Source organism: Sphingorhabdus sp., from assembly GCF_046292425.1.
Lineage (GTDB): Bacteria > Pseudomonadota > Alphaproteobacteria > Sphingomonadales > Sphingomonadaceae > Sphingorhabdus_B.
Genome location: NZ_JBKBQV010000018.1, coordinates 1 through 18,688 on the forward strand (window position 1 = coordinate 1; position 18,688 = coordinate 18,688).

The 18,688-nt window shown below is 57.1% G+C and carries 19 protein-coding genes and 1 tRNA gene; 8 read left to right on the top strand and 12 right to left on the bottom strand.

Features of this window, described 5'->3' with window-relative positions; all coding sequences use genetic code 11:
* The 4 genes from crtY to ACK4S7_RS05580 all read left to right on the top strand — a co-directional run.
* A partial coding sequence (crtY, locus tag ACK4S7_RS05565) for a lycopene beta-cyclase CrtY (protein WP_409645030.1) occupies window positions 1-617 on the top strand: 617 nt, incomplete at its 5' end.
* The gene (locus ACK4S7_RS05570; RefSeq protein WP_409645031.1) at window positions 614-2,101 is read left to right on the top strand and encodes a phytoene desaturase; all 1,488 of its coding nucleotides are present in this window, start codon (window positions 614-616) and stop codon (window positions 2,099-2,101) included. The genes crtY and ACK4S7_RS05570, both read left to right, overlap by 4 nt.
* Window positions 2,098-2,679, top strand: coding sequence for a TIGR00730 family Rossman fold protein (locus ACK4S7_RS05575; protein ID WP_409645032.1), 582 nt, complete (start codon window positions 2,098-2,100; stop codon window positions 2,677-2,679). Before ACK4S7_RS05570 ends, ACK4S7_RS05575 begins: the two co-directional genes overlap by 4 nt.
* The gene (locus tag ACK4S7_RS05580; RefSeq protein WP_409645033.1) at window positions 2,676-3,641 is read left to right on the top strand and encodes a phytoene/squalene synthase family protein; all 966 of its coding nucleotides are present in this window, start codon (window positions 2,676-2,678) and stop codon (window positions 3,639-3,641) included. Before ACK4S7_RS05575 ends, ACK4S7_RS05580 begins: the two co-directional genes overlap by 4 nt.
* Before the next feature lie 54 nt (window positions 3,642-3,695).
* On the opposite strand, the gene ACK4S7_RS05585 is transcribed toward ACK4S7_RS05580, so the two are convergent.
* The 11 genes from ACK4S7_RS05585 to ACK4S7_RS05635 all read right to left on the bottom strand — a co-directional run bounded on the left by ACK4S7_RS05585 (window position 3,696) and on the right by ACK4S7_RS05635 (window position 14,794).
* Window positions 3,696-4,496 carry a 3'(2'),5'-bisphosphate nucleotidase CysQ gene (locus ACK4S7_RS05585; protein WP_409645034.1) on the bottom strand — a complete coding sequence of 267 codons (801 nt, stop codon included), beginning with the start codon at window positions 4,494-4,496 and terminating at the stop codon, window positions 3,696-3,698.
* Entirely contained in the window at window positions 4,489-5,835 is a 1,347-nt protein-coding gene (locus ACK4S7_RS05590; protein ID WP_409645035.1) for a TldD/PmbA family protein, read from the bottom strand. The genes ACK4S7_RS05585 and ACK4S7_RS05590 overlap by 8 nt, the downstream gene beginning before the upstream one ends.
* Window positions 5,836-5,881: 46 nt before the next feature.
* The gene (locus ACK4S7_RS05595) at window positions 5,882-6,229 is read right to left on the bottom strand and encodes a hypothetical protein (protein WP_409645037.1); all 348 of its coding nucleotides are present in this window, start codon (window positions 6,227-6,229) and stop codon (window positions 5,882-5,884) included.
* Between the two features lie 71 nt (window positions 6,230-6,300).
* Window positions 6,301-6,939: a 7-carboxy-7-deazaguanine synthase gene (queE, locus tag ACK4S7_RS05600; protein ID WP_409645038.1), complete on the bottom strand. Its 639-nt coding sequence runs from the start codon at window positions 6,937-6,939 to the stop codon at window positions 6,301-6,303.
* Window positions 6,936-7,619 (bottom strand): 7-cyano-7-deazaguanine synthase QueC, encoded by a 684-nt coding sequence (gene queC, locus ACK4S7_RS05605; protein WP_409645039.1) that lies wholly within the window; start codon window positions 7,617-7,619, stop codon window positions 6,936-6,938. The genes queE and queC overlap by 4 nt, the downstream gene beginning before the upstream one ends.
* Before the next feature lie 96 nt (window positions 7,620-7,715).
* A tRNA-Arg gene (locus tag ACK4S7_RS05610) sits at window positions 7,716-7,792 on the bottom strand.
* 44 nt (window positions 7,793-7,836) lie between these two features.
* Entirely contained in the window at window positions 7,837-8,370 is a 534-nt protein-coding gene (locus tag ACK4S7_RS05615) for a DUF1254 domain-containing protein (protein WP_409645040.1), read from the bottom strand.
* Window positions 8,367-8,942: a DUF1214 domain-containing protein gene (locus ACK4S7_RS05620; RefSeq protein ID WP_409645041.1), complete on the bottom strand. Its 576-nt coding sequence runs from the start codon at window positions 8,940-8,942 to the stop codon at window positions 8,367-8,369. The genes ACK4S7_RS05615 and ACK4S7_RS05620 overlap by 4 nt, the downstream gene beginning before the upstream one ends.
* A 37-nt stretch (window positions 8,943-8,979) precedes the next feature.
* Window positions 8,980-11,640, bottom strand: coding sequence for a pyruvate, phosphate dikinase (ppdK, locus tag ACK4S7_RS05625; RefSeq protein ID WP_409645042.1), 2,661 nt, complete (start codon window positions 11,638-11,640; stop codon window positions 8,980-8,982).
* A gap of 101 nt (window positions 11,641-11,741) precedes the next feature.
* Complete coding sequence (glyS, locus tag ACK4S7_RS05630; RefSeq protein WP_409645043.1) at window positions 11,742-13,937, bottom strand: glycine--tRNA ligase subunit beta; 2,196 nt, start codon at window positions 13,935-13,937, stop codon at window positions 11,742-11,744.
* Complete coding sequence (locus tag ACK4S7_RS05635; RefSeq protein ID WP_409645044.1) at window positions 13,907-14,794, bottom strand: glycine--tRNA ligase subunit alpha; 888 nt, start codon at window positions 14,792-14,794, stop codon at window positions 13,907-13,909. Before ACK4S7_RS05635 ends, glyS begins: the two co-directional genes overlap by 31 nt.
* A 155-nt stretch (window positions 14,795-14,949) precedes the next feature.
* On the opposite strand from ACK4S7_RS05635, the gene ACK4S7_RS05640 reads away from it, so the two are divergent.
* The 4 genes from ACK4S7_RS05640 (at window position 14,950) to ACK4S7_RS05655 (ending at window position 17,623) form a co-directional block, all read left to right on the top strand.
* Entirely contained in the window at window positions 14,950-15,168 is a 219-nt protein-coding gene (locus tag ACK4S7_RS05640) for a helix-turn-helix transcriptional regulator (protein ID WP_409645045.1), read from the top strand.
* The gene (locus ACK4S7_RS05645) at window positions 15,155-15,820 is read left to right on the top strand and encodes a hypothetical protein (RefSeq protein WP_409645046.1); all 666 of its coding nucleotides are present in this window, start codon (window positions 15,155-15,157) and stop codon (window positions 15,818-15,820) included. The genes ACK4S7_RS05640 and ACK4S7_RS05645 overlap by 14 nt, the downstream gene beginning before the upstream one ends.
* 51 nt (window positions 15,821-15,871) lie before the next feature.
* Entirely contained in the window at window positions 15,872-16,816 is a 945-nt protein-coding gene (locus ACK4S7_RS05650; RefSeq protein WP_409645047.1) for a TraB/GumN family protein, read from the top strand.
* 69 nt (window positions 16,817-16,885) lie between these two features.
* A complete protein-coding gene (locus ACK4S7_RS05655; protein ID WP_409645048.1) occupies window positions 16,886-17,623 on the top strand; it encodes a CPBP family intramembrane glutamic endopeptidase in 738 nt (245 codons plus the stop codon).
* On the opposite strand, the gene ACK4S7_RS05660 is transcribed toward ACK4S7_RS05655, so the two are convergent.
* The gene (locus ACK4S7_RS05660; RefSeq protein WP_409645049.1) at window positions 17,620-18,672 is read right to left on the bottom strand and encodes an LD-carboxypeptidase; all 1,053 of its coding nucleotides are present in this window, start codon (window positions 18,670-18,672) and stop codon (window positions 17,620-17,622) included. The two genes, ACK4S7_RS05655 and ACK4S7_RS05660, sit on opposite strands and share 4 nt — an antisense overlap.
* Window positions 18,673-18,688 lie beyond the last annotated feature (16 nt).

Genomic DNA, 18,688 nt, shown 5'->3' on the forward strand with positions numbered 1-18,688 from the left:
ACGACGGCTATCGCTTTGTGTACGTCCTGCCATTCGGCATGGACAAGGTGTTTGTCGAAGATACATATTATAGCGACAAGCCGGACCTGGACCCGCGCATTTTGCGGCAGCGCATCGCTGCTTATGCCGATCAAAAGGGCTGGAAAGTCGAACGGGTTCTGCGTGAGGAAAATGGCGTTCTACCCGTGGTCATGGGCGGGGATTTGGAAAGTTATTGGAACAGCGGCAGCGGGCGAACGGCAAAGGCCGGGGCGCGCGGGGCGTTTTTTCAGGCAGTGACGAGCTATTCCCTGCCGGATGCCGTGCGCAACGCCATATTCATTGCAGAGCAGCCCGACCTTGACGGTGACAAGCTTAACCTTCTGCTGCGTCAACGCGCGGAGGAGCATTGGAACAAAGGCAAGTTTTACCGCATGCTCAACCGCATGCTCTTCCGCGGTGCCGATGGCACAGACCGCTACAAAATACTGGAACGCTTCTACAGGCTAAAGCCCGGATTGATCGAGCGCTTTTATGCTGGGAATACAACCAACGGCGACAAGGCGCGCATTCTGACTGGCAAGCCGCCCATTCCCATAGGGAAAGCCATTACAGCGATCCGGAGCAAGAAAAAATGACTAAGACAGCGGCCATCATCGGTGCCGGATTCGGCGGGCTTGCGCTCGCCATTCGTCTGCAATCGGCAGGCATATCCACGACTATAATAGAGGCGCGGGACAAGCCCGGCGGCCGCGGTTATTATTGGGAAAAGGATGGCTTTACCTTTGATGGTGGCCCGACGGTCATTACCGACCCGCCCTGCCTTGAAGAATTATGGGCGCTTTCGGGTCATAAGATGGCCGACGATATTGAACTCATGCCGGTATTCCCGTTTTACCGCCTGAATTGGCCGGACGGCACAAACTTCGATTATTCAAACGATGCGCCTGGTTTGCGGGCCGAAATCGAAAAGCTGAACCCTGAAGACGTCGAAGGTTATCGCAAATTCCTCGAATATTCGAAGGGCGTTTTCCACGAGGGCTATCAAAAGCTCGGCTCGGTTGCGTTCCTCGATTTCGCGTCCATGATCAAGGCCGCGCCTGCGTTGATGAAATACCAGGCATGGCGTTCGGTTTATTCAATCGTGTCATCTTACGTAAAAGACGAAAAGCTGCGCGAGGCATTGTCGTTCCACACATTGCTGGTGGGCGGAAACCCCATGAGCACCAGCGCGATTTATGCGCTGATCCATACAATCGAAAAAGAAGGCGGCGTGTGGTTCGCAAAAGGCGGAACCAACCGGCTCGTTGCAGCTATGGTGACGCATTTCGAACGGCTCGGCGGAACAATCCGTCTGGACGATGCTGTTGAAGAAATCGAGACACGCGGTGACAAGGTTATCGGGGTGCGCACAAAGTCAGGCTGGCGCATGGACTGCGACATGGCGGCCTCGAACGGCGATTTGATGCACACCTACAAGGACCTGCTGACCAGCAACAAGCGCGGCGAGCGCGTCACAAAATCGCTCCGCCGCAAAAGCTGGTCACCCTCGTTGTTTGTCCTGCATCTTGGTATCAAGGGCACATGGCCGGGCATTCCGCACCATATGATCCTGTTTGGCCCCCGCTATAAGGGCCTGTTGGACGACATTTACAAAAACGGCGTCCTGCCGGAGGATTTCTCGCTCTATCTGCACCATCCGACCGTAACCGACCCAAGCCTTGCGCCAGAGGGCTGCTCGACATTTTATGTTCTCGCCCCAGTGGCGCACATGGGCAAGGCGCCGCTCGATTGGGACGGTGATGTCGGCGCAGCGATGACCGAGCGGATTCTCGACGAGCTTGAACGCCGCCTAATTCCCGACATCCGGAGCCGGATCATGACTCAATTCCATTATACACCAGCCGATTTCGGCCGCGATTTGTCTGCTCATCTAGGCAGCGCTTTCAGTCTTGAACCAGTCCTGTGGCAATCGGCTTATTTGCGTGCGCACAATCGTGATGACGCGATATCCAACCTGTATTTCGTTGGCGCAGGCACGCACCCCGGCGCTGGCATTCCCGGCGTTGTAGGAAGCGCAAAGGCGACGGGTGCACTGATGATTGAGGCTGCCACATCGTGAAGCGTATTGCTGTATATTGTGGGTCAGCAACGCCCGAGAACCCAATTTATATCATCGTAGCCCGCGAGATCGGTAAGGCTTTGGCTAGACGCGGCATTGGCGTTGTTTACGGCGGCGGGCGGTTAGGCCTGATGGGCGCAGTCGCCGATAGCGCGTTGGAAGCAGGCGGCGAGGTCATCGGTATCATCCCCGAAGCTTTGGTCGGTACAGAAGTTGCGCACAGAGGATGCACCGAATTGCATATTGTTTCGGGTATGCATGAGCGCAAGCAAAGGTTCACTGACCTGTCCGACGGGTTCATCACCATTCCGGGCGGCGTTGGAACGATGGATGAATTGTGGGAGGCCATAAGCTGGTCACAGCTTGGCTATCACCAAAAGCCAGTCGGGTTGCTGAATGTTGCCGGATTTTTTGACCAATTGGTCGCGTTCAACCAGAATATGATCGACGTCGGCTTCATCCGGCCACAACATTCCGGGATCATGATTATCGATGATCATCTGGATGGTCTGTTGAACAAAATGGCTGCTTATGTACCCCACAAGACCATCTTCCAAATGAAGGCAGATGATTTGTGACTTCTGCCCCACCTAACGCAGGCGGACAAAGAACCTTTGACCGACCCGCGCTGGTGGGATTTGCGCAGCAGAGCATCTCGCGCGGCTCAAAATCTTTCCGTTTCGCCAGCCGCCTGTTCGACCGCACAACGCGCGAGCGCGTATGGCTGCTCTACGCTTGGTGTCGCAAATGTGATGACATGGCGGACGGGCAAGACCATGGCGGCGCGATGGAAGCAGTGGCCGATCCGCAAGAGCGGCTGAAGGCGATCCGCGAACTTACTGCAATGGCACTGGCTGGAACACCCACAAGTGAGCCAGCATTTGACTGCCTTGGCGTCGTTGCACGCGAATGCGGGATCACGCATCGCATGGCTGAAGACGTGATCGAAGGCTTCGCACTTGATGCCGCCGACTGGCATCCACGCCGCGAAAGCGACCTGTATCAATATTGCTACCATGTTGCAGGCGCGGTCGGTGTGATGATGGCTGTCGTCATGGGTGTGCCAGCCGACGATGATTCGACGCTCGACAGAGCCTGCGACCTTGGCCTTGCGTTTCAGCTTGCGAATATCGCCCGTGATATCGCGGAAGATGACGCAGCCGGGCGCTGCTATTTGCCTGACGACTGGCTCGCCATGCTCGATATCGGGCCGGGCGAGCATATGAAACCGCACAACCGCAAAAAGCTTGCGCTTATGGGCCGCTGGCTTGCCGACGAGGCTGAGCAATATGAGGCATCCGCACGGGTTGGCGCAAAGAGCCTACCGCTGCGTGCACGCTGGGCCGTGTTGTCGGCGGCAGGCATTTATGGCGAAATCGCCCGCAAGGTCCGTGCCGCGGGCTATCATGCTTGGGACGAACGGATATTCACAAGCCGGCCGGAAAAATTCCGCTGGGTCCGCAAGGCTTTTGTGGATGCAATTGCCAACAATCCGCGCGATATGAACCGGGATTCATTGTGGACGCGGTTGCGACCTTAAGTCGCATCAAGTCGAATATATTACACCCCAAGCTATCGTCATCCTGAACTCGTTTCAGGTCACCGACAGCAACCGCGCCGCCCGACCCGCCAGCCGTTCCACAGCTGCCTGGTGAATCCCCGGCGCACAGCAGATTAGGCCGAAATCCAGTGGCTCGCGTTTGTTATATCGTATTGGCCGCCCAAGCGCGTCGGTGACAACGCCGCCAGCCTCTTGGGCCACAAGGTGCGCCGCCGCGATGTCCCATTCATTGCCCCAACGCAAGGTGGCCACCAGATCGGCGCGGTCGCATGCGACCATGGTCATGCGCATGGCGATGCTGTTGGGCTTGGTTACGGTGACAAGATCGGAATCCAGTTTCGGCAGATCGTCCGCCGGCACGCGTGATCCAGCGAAATTCGCTCTTATGCTACACGCCAGCCGATCACCGTTGCAGGTCACGCCTTCGCCATGGGCAGCCACCCAAATCTTGCCTTGCGCAGGTGCAGCCATAACAGCGAAGACCGGAAGGCCATCGGCCACCAGTGCAACAGACACGCACCAGCCGCTTCGGCCACGCACATAATCGCGGGTCCCATCAATGGGATCCACGAGCCAAAGCAGCCGCGCGTCCAGACGCGAAGGGTCGTCCACGGTTTCTTCGGACAGCCACGCTGCTTCCGGCAATATCGCTTGCAACCGAGTAGTCAGCAGTGCGTCGACCGCCATGTCGATGTCGCTGACCGGATTATTCTTGCTCTTATCCCACACTTTGGTGTCTGGCACGGCACCATCGCGCCACGCGGCGAACGCCAGAGCTGCGGCCTCTTGCGTCGCAGCTACGACGGCATCCCGGTCAAGCTGCCGCTCAGGCACCTGCGATCATCATGCCGTCGATGCGCAGCGTAGGCACATTGGTGCTGCGGATAAATTCAAGGTCGTTGGCAGCGGTCATCGCAGCGAACATGTCCTTCAGATTTCCGGCGATGGTGAATTCACTCACTGGCCCTGCAATTTCACCATTCACGATCAAAAATCCCGCCGCGCCACGGCTATAATCGCCCGTGACCGAATTGACCCCCTGCCCGGCAAGTTCATGAACATAGACGCCGTGCTTGATATCGGCGATCAGTTCGGCAACGCTAACCTTGCCGCCTTCCAAATGGACATTGGAAGGGCTGACGCTGGGTGCGCCGCTGATACCGCGGCTGGCGTGACCGGTGGGCTCAAGGCCAAGCTGCCGGGCGGACGCGCTTTCCATCAACCAGCCAGTCAGTATGCCATTTTCGATAATAGACCGACGTGAAGTGGGCAGGCCTTCGCCATCAAATGCGCGCGAGCCAAGGCCGCGCATACGGTGGGGGTCATCGACAATCGAAATACTGCTGTCGAACAATTGTGCGCCAAGAGATTCCAGCAGAAAGCTTGTTTTCCGGGCGATGGAGGAACCGCTTATGCCGCCGAGCAAATAACCAACGAATGATCCGCCAACGCGCGGATCGAACACGACTGGCATCTGGCCGCTTTTCATGGTGCCCGGGTTCAACCGCTTGACTGCGCGTTCACCAGCCCTTTTGCCAATGCTGGCGGGGTTATCCAGATCGGCCAGGTGCCGCGCCGTGCGCCAGTCATAATCGCGTTCTTTCGCGTCGCCATCGCCCGACAGCACGCTGACTGACATGCCATAGCCGGAGCCGGATTTAACCCCGGTGAAGCCATGGCTGGTGGCAAGCGCGAAGATGGTGCGTCCGGCGCTTGCCCCCGCGCCCTCGCTATTGGTAACGCCGGAGACAGCGCGCGCAGCATCTTCACATTCGAGCGCAGCTGCGCGCAGCAGGGCTGGATCAGGGTCGAGACCGTCATCACTGTCCAAATCCGGAATTTCCCCCGTCAACAAGCGCTCCTGCGGCGCAAGACCTGCATATTGGTCGTCCGGTGCTTCCTTAGCCATATCAATGGCGCGCGTGACCAACCCCGCAAGAATGGCAGGATTCATGTTAGACGATGAAATGGTGGCCGAACGCTGCCCCACAAATACGCGAAGGCCGATATCTTCACCTTCCGAGCGGGAGACATCTTCCAACTGCCCAAGCCGGACCTGCACCTCGGTAGATGCATCACAGACGTAGACCGCGTCAGCGGCGTCAGCGCCCGCCTTTATGGCTTGGGAAACGAGATTTTTTGCGCGATCGAGCGCTTCTTGTGGATTAAGCATGATTCCCACTTAGGCGCGGGCTGTTACAGCGTCAATCAAACCGCTTTCAAAAGACGGTAAACAGTACCGCTAAAGCCGCAGGAATGGCGATCGCGGCGACCCACAATTTCAACCGGTCGGCGAAATAGCGGCTTTCAAGTCCGTCGCCCGGCCGGGCATTGGCGTCCAACGTTTGCCAACGCCGTTCCAGATTGCGGCACAAAGGAATGACTGCGGCAACAAAAAGAACCAGTACAAAATACGGAAAAATCGAAGTGCCGCCGGATTCAATCGTTGGCGTCACCAGAAATATCAAAGCCAGTGTGTACACGACCAGCGCAACGGCCACATGGTCAGACATGCGTTTCGAATAGCTTTTATATGCGCGCAGTGGCGCTTCTTCGGCTTTTGCCATTTCATGCTCTCCTCTTTCCCGTCACAAGACTGTCATCTTCGGGGCGAGGTTTCAAGCAAATTTACCAAATGTTAGGGGAGGCCGAGAATCTTGTGATTTTGCAAGGACAAGCGCCATTTCGGCCGCGCCATGACGAAACGCGTGGCTTCAGCAACGCTGCTTTCGTTAAGAGCGGCGTCGCCCATATCCATGGGCTGAATCAGGAAATTGCCGAAATCCCATTTTTCCATGGCCTCGACATCGCTTGTGAGCTGTGGCCAAACCAGCTTTAACTCATCGCCCGTATGCTGGATGACATCTGAGCCCGCCTTTGGGCTGATGCAGACCCAGTCAATGCCGGGGTGAACCGCAATCGTGCCATTGCTCTCAATTGCAATTTGAAAATGTTGCTCATGCAGGGCATCGACAATTGCATCGTCAACTTGCAACATTGGCTCCCCGCCCGTGATGACAACATATCGGTTGTCGATCCCGTCACCCCATAAGGCAGCGACCTTCGCTGCAAGCGACACAGCGTCGTAACGCCCGCCATTTTCACCATCCATGCCGACAAAATCAGTGTCGCAAAATTGGCAAATGGCAGCTGCGCGGTCAGTTTCGCGTCCGGTCCAAAGGTTGCAGCCTGAAAATCGAAGGAATACCGCACGACGTCCGGCATGAACGCCCTCGCCCTGCAAAGTCAGGAAGATTTCTTTGACCGCGTAGCTCATGCGTAAATAGTCGGGTCAGGAAGGCCCGCGTCAGCAAAACCTTTTGCGCGCAGGCGGCACGCATCGCACTGGCCACACGCCTTGTTGCCAGTGCTTGGGTCATAGCAAGACCAGCTCATGCCTGCATCCAGGCCAAGCCGGGCTGCTTCGCGCGCGATGTCGGCCTTGGTCATATCCAGCAGCGGCGTGTGCACCTTGAAATGGTCGCCTTCAACCCCCGCTTTGGTCGCGAGGTTAGCGGTCGCCTCAAACGCGCGGATGAATTCTGGCCGACAGTCGGGATAGCCCGAATAATCGAGCGCATTGACGCCAATCCACAGGTCACGGGCGTTTCGCGCTTCGGCAAGGCCAAGACACAGCGAAAGAAATATCGTGTTGCGCGCCGGCACATAGGTTACCGGGATCGCGCCGGACTCCACGCCTTGCTTGGGCACATCAATATCGGCCGTGAGCGCCGACCCGCCAAAACGCGTGAGGTCCAGCGGAAGGACGATATGCTCCCTCGCCTCCAGATGCTTTGCGATCCGCGCGGCGCTGTCCAACTCGACCCTGTGGCGCTGGTTATAGTCGATAGTCAGCGCAATCAGGTCATACCCCGCCTCACGCGCTAAGCCTGCGACCACCATGGAGTCGAGGCCGCCGGACAAAAGCACAATTGCGGATTTGGATATCGTCGTCATGCCGCCCCCATAGCCGTTCACGTGCTGTAAAGTCGAGAGACCGATATTGCGCGCAAATAATCGCGCGGCGTATCGGCATTAGCAAAGAAAGGAAAGTGGTGCACCCGGAGCGATTCGAACGCCCGGCCCTCAGATTCGTAGTCTGATGCTCTATCCAGCTGAGCTACGGGTGCACTGGAGCGCCGCTATTACGGACGAGAGCGGCCATGTGCAATAGCTAATTTGATCCTATAATCTGCTTGCAGGTCGATTTCCGGCGGATCGCGTCGATAGCGGGAAATTCCTGCGGATTGGCAAGCAAGATACGGATCAGCGCAAGGCCCCGGTCATAATGCAGCAAAACGGGATCATATCCTGCGGGTGCTTTTTGTCCCTCTTTCATCAAAGCGAGTCGAGCGGCCTTGCCACTGGTATCGCGGTCACTGCGTACAGCGGCGACGTCGGTTCGCGCATCAAAGATGCTGACGGACCAGTACCGTCCGGGGACCGGCTCCACATCGACAACTACTGGCCCTTTTGAAAGGTCAAAAACGCACGTGGAATAGGACAGGTCAGGGCTTGGCCGGACAATGGGTTGGTTGTCCGCAGTCGACATGGGGGAAAAGGCAAACTGGTTCACTGCCCCGCGCGCAGCGATTTTCTGGAGCGCGGCATACATCAGCGCGTACGGCGTTGCCAACAAGGTCACCTGATAAGCACCTAGAGCGACCAGACAGCCGACTACAACGGGAAATAACCAGCGCCGCATCATGCACATCCTTTGCGTGTAATGACGGGAAGCTGGGCCTTTTCTGGATAGCCAATCAAGTCCGGCGACGGATGATACAGCCGCAACGTCAGGTCAAATGCCTTTGCAGAACCTGTAGGCAACCAGGCGCCGAGCTGCGATTGCGGCGAGACCGTGAACGCCCATTGGCCTTGCGCGTCTGTTCCTACTGCGCTGGCGGCGACTGACCAGCGGTTGGCGGGATTTTTGACAAGCCAGCCTTCGCCTTCATACAAGGTAATGCTCCACCACCGCCCATCCAGCTTTCCACCGCGCACGTCGTAAGTGCATTGACCGTCCAGTGCCCGGCCAGCGCTGTCACGTGATGCGGTAAAATACATCGCCTCTTTGGCGGGCAACGCCATCAGGCCGGAGAGCGCAACCTTGGCGCGGGTGAGCGTGCTGGCGTCGACCGAGCCAAAGCTTTTGCCCGTTTCCCAAGGCCCGTTTGTGACGAGGCCGTCGTTCAAGCCGCCGCGCACCTGCTGCACGGCAAACGCCATGCCGCCCAATAGCCCCAATGCGATACAGATACTGTACCTGTGCCAAGCCTTCATATTGCTCCCCCCCGAAGCAAGCAGTTAGCCGGATATTCTACCTGCTGGCAAGCGCCGCCTGAGCAGCCGCCAACCGCGCGATCGGCACACGATAGGGCGATGCACTGACATAATCGAGGCCGACCTTTTCGCAGAAGGCGATCGAAGCGGGGTCGCCGCCATGTTCGCCGCAAATGCCCAATTTGATCTCTGGACGCGTTGCACGGCCTTTCTTGGCTGCGATCTCGATCAACTGGCCAACGCCTTCGACATCAAGGCTGACAAACGGATCGCGGGCGTAAATGCCCTTGTCGACATAATGCGTCAGAAAGCGTGCCGCATCATCGCGGCTGACGCCCAAGGTGGTTTGCGTAAGGTCATTGGTTCCAAAGCTGAAGAAGCTTCCGACCTCTGCAATCTCATCGGCCATCAATGCCGCACGCGGCAGTTCGATCATCGTGCCTACGAGATATTCGATGCGCTTGCCCTGTTCGGCAAAGACTGCCTCTGCGGCCTTGTCGACGACGTCCTTCATCAGTTCCAGTTCGCGGCGCGTGCCGACGAGGGGGATCATGATCTCGGGAACGGGCGCGACCGCAAGGCTGCACGCAGCTTCGAATATCGCACGCGCCTGCATTTCGTAGATTTCAGGATAGGTCACGCCCAAACGGCATCCGCGATGGCCAAGCATCGGGTTGAATTCGTGCAATTCGGATGCGCGCTGTTTGAGCACTTCGACGCCAACGCCAGCGGCAGCGGCGACTTCGGCAAATTCGCTTTCCTGATGCGGCAGGAATTCGTGCAATGGCGGGTCAAGCAACCGGATGGTCACCGGGAGGCCAGCCATGACTTCGAATATCGCGGCAAAGTCATTGCGCTGTTCGGGCAACAATTTTTCGAGCGCTACCCGGCGGCCCTTCTCGTCATCGGCCAGGATCATCTGACGCACGGCGGTAATGCGCGCCGCGTCGAAGAACATATGCTCCGTCCGGCAAAGCCCGATGCCTTCGGCGCCAAAGTCACGCGCAGTTTGCGCATCAGACGGTGTCTCGGCATTGGCACGGACCTTCATCCGGCGGCCAGCATCGGCCCACACCATCAATGTCCCGAAATCACCCACCAACTCCGGCTGGATCGTTGGCACTTCGCCCGCCATTACTTCGCCCGTTGAACCATCAAGCGTGATGATGTCGCCCTCTTTCAAGCTACGCCCGGCGATGCGAAGGGTTTTGGCCGCAGCATCGATCTGAATGCTGCCTGCGCCAGAAACGCAAGGCCGTCCCATGCCGCGTGCAACAACGGCCGCATGGCTGGTCATCCCACCGCGTGCGGTCAATATGCCCTTGGCGGCGTGCATGCCATGAATGTCTTCCGGACTGGTTTCGATACGGACCAATATGACCGCCTTGCCCATGTCATTGAAACGTTCAGCGGTGTCTGCGTCAAAGACGATCTCGCCCGATGCCGCGCCGGGTGAGGCAGGCAAGCCGGAGGTCAGCACGTCACGCTTGGCGTTCGGATCAAGCGTGGGGTGCAGCAACTGATCCAACGCCATCGGATCAACGCGCAGCACAGCCTCGTCAGTGGTGATCATGCCCGCTTCGGCCATATCGACCGCGATTTTCAGCGCGGCCTTTGCCGTGCGCTTGCCGGACCGGGTTTGCAGCATCCACAATTTCTCGCGCTCAACGGTGAACTCGATATCCTGCATGTCGCGATAATGTGTCTCGAGGATTTCGAACACGCGCGCCAGTTCCGCATAGACCTGCGGCATCGACTCTTCCATCGACAGCGGCTTTGCGCCTGCGCGCTCACGCGCCGCCTTGGTCAGATATTGCGGGGTGCGGATTCCGGCAACGACATCCTCGCCCTGCGCGTTGATCAGATATTCGCCATAATAAGCATTTTCGCCCGTCGCGGGATCTCGGGTAAAGGCAACACCAGTCGCCGACGTTTCGCCCATATTGCCGAACACCATGGCCTGCACATTGACCGCCGTGCCCCAATCACCCGGAATATTGTTCAGGCGGCGATAGACCTTTGCCCGGTCGGACTCCCATGAACCGAACACCGCGCCCACTGCGCCCCATAATTGGTCATGCACATCCTGAGGAAACGGCTTGCCCCATTCGGCCTCCACCAGCCGCTTATATTCGGCCACAAGCGACCTCAGGTCATCGGCGGAAAGTTCGGTGTCGAGATAATAGCCCTGATCTTCCTTGGCGATCTCAAGCGCTTCCTCAAACGCCCCATGGTCAAGCTCAAGCACCACATCGGCGTACATCTGGATGAAGCGGCGATAACTGTCCCACGCAAAGCGCGCATCGCCTGATGAAGCTGCAAGTCCTTCTACGGTCTGGTCATTAAGTCCTAGATTCAAAACGGTATCCATCATCCCCGGCATCGAAACCCGCGCACCGGAGCGCACCGAAACGAGCAACGGGTTGGCAGGATTGCCGAAGGATTTTCCCGTCACCTGCTCAATATGCGCAAGGCCGTTGGCAACCTCAGCGCGCACGCTTTCAGGGAAGCTTTGGCCATTGGCATAATAAGCCGTGCACATCTCAGTCGTGATCGTGAAGCCGGGAGGAACAGGAAGGCCAATCGAGGCCATGCCATCAAGGTTCGCGCCCTTGCCGCCAAGGATGTTCTTGTTGCCGCGAACGGTCTCATCACCGTCAGAAACACCGCCACCAAAACGAAATACGTACTGAGTCATATTTGCTCCTTTGTTCCCCTCCCGCCTGCGAGAGGGGTTAGGGGAGGGTCAGATACTGAAACAGCACCCAACCCCGCCCCTCCCGCAAGCGGGAGGGGAGTTTACCCCTCAATCTTCGAAAAATCGGCAACCTTGTGCACCGCATTGCGGAACCGCGCGAGCAAGCCCAAACGAAAGGCCCTCTTGGCAGGGTCTTCATCATTGACCATCACTTCTGCGAAGAAACGGTCAATTGGTTCGCGCAAGGTCGCCAGCGCTGCCATGGCGTCTTCAAATTGCTCGGCCTCAAGCGCCTTTTGCGCCTGTGGTTCGGCAACATCCAGCGCGCCAAGTAGAGCAATATCCGCTGCCGCTGCGCCCTCCGGCACTACGCCTTCGGTGCGGCCATGATTGCCCGCAATCGCGGAGCGCATACCTTGGTCGACGTCGACAAACGGGTCTTCCTCACCCGTCTGCGGCATTTGCTGTTCCTCTGCGCCTGACATTGGCGCATCCGAAGCCTTGTCGAGAACGGGAGAAACAGGGTTTGAGCCCTTCAAAATATTCGCCGCGCGCTTGTACGCGGCCAGCAAATTCGCGCCTTCAGCCGTCGTGATATATGCCTGCAATGCCTTGACCCTCGCCAGCAGCCGGACAAGATCGTCCTCACCGCCAAGGCTAAACACCGCATCAATCAAATCGTGCCGCACACCCGCTTCGCGTTGTTGAACTTTGAGGCGGTCAATTAGGAATTCTTCTAGTGCATCGAAGTTCGCACCGGTGCCATTTGCTATGAGCATGCTCTTCAGAGAACCGCGCAGATCATTTTGAAGCAACAGTGACAAGAACCCAATGGCCGCGCGGCGTAATGCGAACGGATCCTTCGAACCCGTGGGCGGCATACCTGCCGCAAAGAATTGAGCCAGCGTATCCAACTTATCCGCTAGGCTGACTGCTACTGTAACAGGCGCGGTCGGCACATCATCGCCCTGCCCTACCGGCTTGTAATGGTCCCGGACGGCATCGGCGACAGCGTCGCTTTCGCCTTGCGCGCGGGCATAATAGCCGCCCATGATGCCCTGCAATTCCGGGAACTCGCCGACCATACCAGTGACGAGATCCGCCTTGCACAGACGCGCGGCGCGTTCAGCATCGTCGGCATCGGCACCTTCAATAATACCTTCTTCAACCAGCCAGCATGCAAGCTTGGCCACGCGCTCGACCTTATCGGCGACGCTGCCCAGTTTCTCGTGGAACGTGATCTGCGCCAGCTTCGCCGCCTGATCATCCAGCGCGACTTTCAGATCCTGTTCCCAGAAGAATTTCGCATCCGACAACCGCGCAGCCAGCACCTTTTCGTTGCCGGCAACAATCGCCGCACCCCCGTCATGCGCGTCGATATTCGCGGTGCAGACGAACGCGTTGGCAAGGTTGCCATTGGCGTCATGGCAGACAAAATATTTCTGGTTCACGCGCGCGGTCAACTGAATGACCTCTTGCGGTACCTCCAGAAACGCCGGGTCAAAGCGGCCAAGCATGGGCACCGGCCATTCAGTCAGGCCCGCATTCTCCACAACCAGACCTTCGTCCGCAACCAGCGTCAGGCCAGCGGCTTTCGCAGCGGCTTCGGCCCCATCGCGAATGATGCGGCAGCGTTCGGAAAAATGGACAAGGACGTGGCAGGCACGCAGCTTTTCAATATAGTCGCCTGCGTTGCCGATGGTGATTGGGCCGCTATGATGGAAGCGATGGCCCATGGTGGCAGCGCCGCTCACGATACCATCAATTTCGCAATGCACGACCTCGTCGCCCAATATTGCGACAATGCCCTGCAAAGGGCGGACCCAGCGCAAGCTTTCTGTCGAGATGGACGAGGCACCCCAGCGTTGTGATTTTGGCCACGGAAATGCGCGAATGATCGCAGGAATCGCTTCGGCCAAAACCTCAGCCGTCTGACGCCCCGCCTTTTCCACGACTGCGAAGTAGACGCCGTCGCGTTCAATCAACTGGTCCTGGGTGAGGCCGGTTTTGCGCAGGAAGCCCTCCATCGCCTGCGGCGGCGCACCGAGCTTTGGACCTTTGGTTTCTTCAGACACCGCGTCGGTCGCCAATGGCAACCCAGTCGCGATCAGCGTAAGGCGGCGCGGTGTGGCGAAGGTTTCGACCGAAGCTGCAGCAAGGCCTGCCTTGGCCAACGCCTCGTTGAAAAGGCGGGCCAAATCTTCCTTCGCCTTCACCTGCATCCGCGCAGGTATTTCTTCGGACCGAAGTTCAAGCAGGAAGTCGGTCACGCCGTCCATCCGTTCTTTTCCATCCATGCCTGGCAGCTGCCTTTGGCAAGGTCGCGAACGCGGCCCATGTAGCTGGCACGCTCCTGCACGGAGATGACACCGCGTGCCTGAAGGACGTTAAAGATGTGGCTCGCTTTGATTGCCTGTTCATAGGCGGGAATGGGTATCCCGCGATCAAGGCAGTTTTCGCACTCTGCCGTTGCCTTTTTAAACGCGTCGAACAGCATATCTGTATCGGCGACTTCGAAATGATAAGTGCTCATCTGCCGTTCGTTTTCGCGGAAGACGTCGCCATAGGTGACGGCGGGGCGGTCGGCCGTCGCATTATTATAGGCAAGGTCGAAGATGCTGTCCTTGTTCTGTATATACATCGCCAGACGTTCCAGACCATAGGTCAGCTCGCCAGACACCGGCTTGCAATCGAATCCGCCCATTTGCTGGAAATAGGTGAACTGAGTCACCTCCATGCCGTCGCACCATACTTCCCAGCCAAGGCCCCACGCACCAAGCGTTGGGCTTTCCCAGTCATCTTCGACAAAGCGGATATCATGCAGCAACGGGTCGATGCCGATGGCGTTAAGCGAGCCCAGATACAGCTCCTGCAAATCGGGCGGGCTTGGCTTCAGGATCACCTGATACTGGTAATAAGCACCAAGGCGGTTGGGGTTTTCACCATAGCGGCCATCGGTTGGGCGGCGGCATGGCTGCACGAAGGCGGCATTCCAAGGGTCAGGCCCAAGCGCGCGCAATGTGGTCGCGGTGTGGAATGTGCCCGCCCCCATCTCCATATCGTAAGGCTGCAAAATCGCACAGCCCTGCCTGCCCCAATAATCATGGAGCGTAAGGATCAGGTCCTGAAAACTTAATGGCGCAAGGTCGGACATGGCCAGCCATTGGCGGAGATAGGCCGCTAAATCAAGGTTCTGAATAACGCTCGCGGTTTTTGTCAATGCTGCATAGCATTTTGTAAGGTCTTATTGACATTACGCACGAATCGGTTTAGTAAGGTATCCATGACACAAAGACATCATTACCTGACATGAAAAACAAGCTAAAGGTGTTGCGGGCTATGCGGAACTGGAGCCAAGCCGACTTGGGCGAGCATCTCGATGTATCGCGCCAGGCGGTGAACGCGATTGAGACTGGAAAATATGACCCGTCCCTGCCGCTGGCGTTTAAAATTTCACGGCTGTTTGAATTGCCAATCGAGGAGATTTTCGATGACGGATTTGGTGGAGGCCCCGATGACAAGGCTTGAAAACGAAGGCACGGGTAGCCGCAGCATCGTGTGGATTGTGCTGGCAGGACTTGGCATTGTAATGACCGCAGGCGCGATTGCAGGCTTTCTTGGCGAGCATCAATCGGATGGCGCCGGCACAATATCTGGGGTTGCGATTGCTGTGCTGGCTGGCGTCGGCGCGATCATGGCCGGCTTGAGCTATGCTATCTGGCGCAACGTCAAAAAACTGAAATCCACGGGCGAACCTATGACCAAACGTGAGAAGTTGAACCGCAACATCATGGTCAGTCTCGGCTTATTGGGCGGTATTATGGGGGTCGTGCTGTCGATGTCGAGCATTGGCAATATGCCCGGCAATGGACCAGGATCTTTATCGGCGATCTTTAGCTCAGGGCCAATTCCCTTGAGCATCGTCATAGCGTTCGTCTTTATCTGGGTAGGCATCATGCCGGTTGTCGCATGGTACTGGCATACGCACGCCATTGATGAACAGGAAGCGAGCGCTTACCGGGACGGCGGCTATTACGCGGCTTATGCCTTCCTTATCCTTGCGCCTTTGTGGTGGGTGCTGTGGCGCGGCGGCTTTTTGCCAGAGCCCGACGGTGTGGCGATTTATCTGATATTCTCATTAATCTGGACCGCCGTCTGGTTCTGGAAAAAATATCGCTGACAATCAGGAATTTATAGTTCAGTTTTGCTTTTGCTTTTTAGGAGAATTTTCATGCGTGCCTATTTGAAATCGCTACTCGTCGCGACTGCCTTGCTTGGCTGTGCCCCGGCATTTGCCCAAGATGCGCCAACAGAAGCACCTGCATCTGTTGAAGCGCTTGATCCCGTCAAGGTCGTACCAGTTGCGGTCAAGGACGTTGATCCTGCATTATGGGTAGTGAAAGACGAAGACACGACAGTCTATCTGTTTGGCAGCGTACACATCCTGAAACCCGGCCTTGGCTGGTTTGATGATGGTGTAAAAACCGCTTTCGATGGATCGGACGAACTGGTTCTGGAACTGGTCGAGCCAACCCCGGCAGAATCACAAGCCTTGTTTGGCAAGCTTGCAATGGATCAGCAGGGCAAGACCTTGCGTTCAAAAATGAACGACGCCGACCGCTCCGTTTACGAAGCAGCGATGGGTAAGATTGGTATTCCGGCCCCCGCATTTGACCCGTTTGAACCATGGGCTGCGGCAATCACCCTATCCTTGCTCGCGGCTCAGAAAACGGGTTTCGACCCGAATAGTGGCGTTGAAAAACAGCTTACGGCAGCAGCCAAGGCCGGTAACAAGCCGATTGCGGGGCTTGAAACGATGGAGTTTCAGCTTGGCGTGTTTGACACCCTGCCAGAGGCTGAACAAATCGCGTTTTTGGTCGAAACGGCAAAAATGATTGATGATGTTGGAGGCACTCTCGATAAGATGGTCGACATGTGGGCAGCGCCTGACCCAGAGGGCCTAGGGCAACTTATGAATGAGGGGCTCACTAGCCGCACTTTATACGATGCCTTGCTGACCAAACGGAATGCCAATTGGGCGAAATGGATTTCGGCGCGGATGGCGAAGCCCGGCGTAACATTCATGGCGGTCGGTGCAGGACATCTGGCAGGCCCGACCAGCGTTCAGGCATTGCTCCCCGCCTATGGCCTGTCCGCAACGCGGGTAGCCTATTAAGTTTTGATGTGTAAACAGGTGAGGGTCGGGCAGAGCACGTCCGGCCTTCATTATTTTAGCAGGATTGATATGGAAAAAATGCAACCCGGCGATCCTGCAATTTCGATTTCATCGCCGAAACGATATCCCGGCCTTTTGCCCACAATCGGCTTCATCGTGCTGTATTTCGTCCTACAGGGGTTATGCACCGGCCTAATTATTGCAGCGACGCAGGACGGCTTGGCGACGTCAGCCACGCCTTTGCCAATCTCCATTATTTTCGGCCTTGTTGCATCAGCGGTGGTCCAGTTGTTCCTGATGTGGCTGTATCTGCGCAGACAGGGACGCATGGAGACATTGGGACTGAATGATTTCGGCAAAATCCCCCTGCACAAGGCTACCGGGCTTGCCATATTGCTCGTCATCGCCGCGATGGGCTTCAATCTATTATATGCCAATTACGTCATTCCCGGCATTGGTATGCAAGAAGAAATGGCGAAACTCCTTGCCGGCATTGCGCGGACGCCATTGAATATGGCGGCTATGTTCTTTGCCATCGCGATTGCTGCGCCGCTGGTCGAGGAACTTCTGTTTCGCGGACTATTACAAAATGCGCTGACGAAATATCTGCCGGTCTGGGGCGCAATATTGCTGTCGTCATTTCTGTTCGCATTGGTGCACCTGCAACCCTATGCGATCCCCGGCTTGATGTCCCTGAGCATTGCTTTTGGCTATTTATACCACCGCACAGGGTCGCTGCGGACCAATATCATTCTCCACATGGCCAATAACAGCTTTGCGTTGCTGATTACGCAGTTCCTGATTTAAACAACGACGGGCTCAAGCAGGCGGAGCGTTCCGGCATCTGCATCAATTTCTGCCATGCCGCCCACAGGCAGCGTGAACTGGTCAGTGATATGCCCGAAATACGCGCCCTGATAGGCTGGGACACCTAGTCCACCCAGATGTTGAGTCAGCACGTCGTTGAGCGTGAAGGCGCCATAGCTGTTGCCCTTGTTAACACAGTCGGTGCATTGCCCGAATACGACGCCCTTCAAATTTTTGAGCACACCTGCCTGCCCCAATTGTGTCAGCATCCGGTCAATGCGATATTCCGCCTCGTCTACATCTTCCAGAAACAGAATTGCGCCGTCGAAACTGGGTAAATAAGGTGTTCCCGCAAGCGCGGTCAGCACTGTCAGGTTTCCGCCCAGCAACTTTCCTTGCGCCTTGCCCTTGCCGGTGCCCAACACCCTTGTACGCCAACGCCTTTGCGTCAGCCTGTCCTCGCCGCCGACGGGATTGGTGAACAAAGGCGTGCCAGCATCAAATGCGATTTCACGGTAAATATCCCATGAAGCCTTGCCCCATGCGCTGCTGGCATTCGGGCCGTGCAAAGTCACGAACCCGCCCTTGGCAGCAATCGCCATATGCAGCGCGGTAATATCGCTGAAACCGGTAAGCAATTTCGGATTTGCGCGAATGATGTTCCAGTCGAGATAAGGCAAAAGCCGCGCGCTGCCCCATCCGCCTCGCACAGCGAATATGGCCTTCACATCCTTATCAGCGAACATTGTATTGATGTCTGACGCGCGGTCCTTGTCCTGACCTGCAAGATAGCCATAACGCTCCAGCAAATGGGGTGCACGCTTTGGCTTTAGCCCCATGGCCAAAATAGCCTCTTCGACCAACTGGATCTGGAAGGGCTCGTCGCTGGCCGATGCCGGCTCAATCAAACCAACGGTGTCCCCCACGCGCAGGCGCGACGGCTTGCGCGCAGCTTTAGCCGCCGCCGGGTTTGCCGCCAAAAGCGGCGAGGCCGACAGCAACGCTGCCAGCCCCGCGATAATCTGACGCCGAGTTGCATTCAAATCCATACCCGGCATCCTTTTA

Coding starts and splice junctions, on each gene's coding strand:
- glyS (WP_409645043.1), bottom strand. CDS start 13,937: ATGGATGGAAAAGAACGGATGGACGGCGTGACCGACTTCCTGCTTGAA.
- queC (WP_409645039.1), bottom strand. CDS start 7,619: ATGACGACGATATCCAAATCCGCAATTGTGCTTTTGTCCGGCGGCCTC.
- ACK4S7_RS05615 (WP_409645040.1), bottom strand. CDS start 8,370: ATGATGCGGCGCTGGTTATTTCCCGTTGTAGTCGGCTGTCTGGTCGCT.
- ACK4S7_RS05640 (WP_409645045.1), top strand. CDS start 14,950: ATGAAAAACAAGCTAAAGGTGTTGCGGGCTATGCGGAACTGGAGCCAA.
- ACK4S7_RS05635 (WP_409645044.1), bottom strand. CDS start 14,794: ATGTCCGACCTTGCGCCATTAAGTTTTCAGGACCTGATCCTTACGCTC.
- ACK4S7_RS05650 (WP_409645047.1), top strand. CDS start 15,872: ATGCGTGCCTATTTGAAATCGCTACTCGTCGCGACTGCCTTGCTTGGC.
- ACK4S7_RS05655 (WP_409645048.1), top strand. CDS start 16,886: ATGGAAAAAATGCAACCCGGCGATCCTGCAATTTCGATTTCATCGCCG.
- queE (WP_409645038.1), bottom strand. CDS start 6,939: ATGAGCTACGCGGTCAAAGAAATCTTCCTGACTTTGCAGGGCGAGGGC.
- ppdK (WP_409645042.1), bottom strand. CDS start 11,640: ATGACTCAGTACGTATTTCGTTTTGGTGGCGGTGTTTCTGACGGTGAT.
- ACK4S7_RS05595 (WP_409645037.1), bottom strand. CDS start 6,229: ATGGCAAAAGCCGAAGAAGCGCCACTGCGCGCATATAAAAGCTATTCG.
- ACK4S7_RS05590 (WP_409645035.1), bottom strand. CDS start 5,835: ATGCTTAATCCACAAGAAGCGCTCGATCGCGCAAAAAATCTCGTTTCC.
- ACK4S7_RS05620 (WP_409645041.1), bottom strand. CDS start 8,942: ATGAAGGCTTGGCACAGGTACAGTATCTGTATCGCATTGGGGCTATTG.
- ACK4S7_RS05645 (WP_409645046.1), top strand. CDS start 15,155: ATGACAAGGCTTGAAAACGAAGGCACGGGTAGCCGCAGCATCGTGTGG.
- ACK4S7_RS05570 (WP_409645031.1), top strand. CDS start 614: ATGACTAAGACAGCGGCCATCATCGGTGCCGGATTCGGCGGGCTTGCG.
- ACK4S7_RS05660 (WP_409645049.1), bottom strand. CDS start 18,672: ATGGATTTGAATGCAACTCGGCGTCAGATTATCGCGGGGCTGGCAGCG.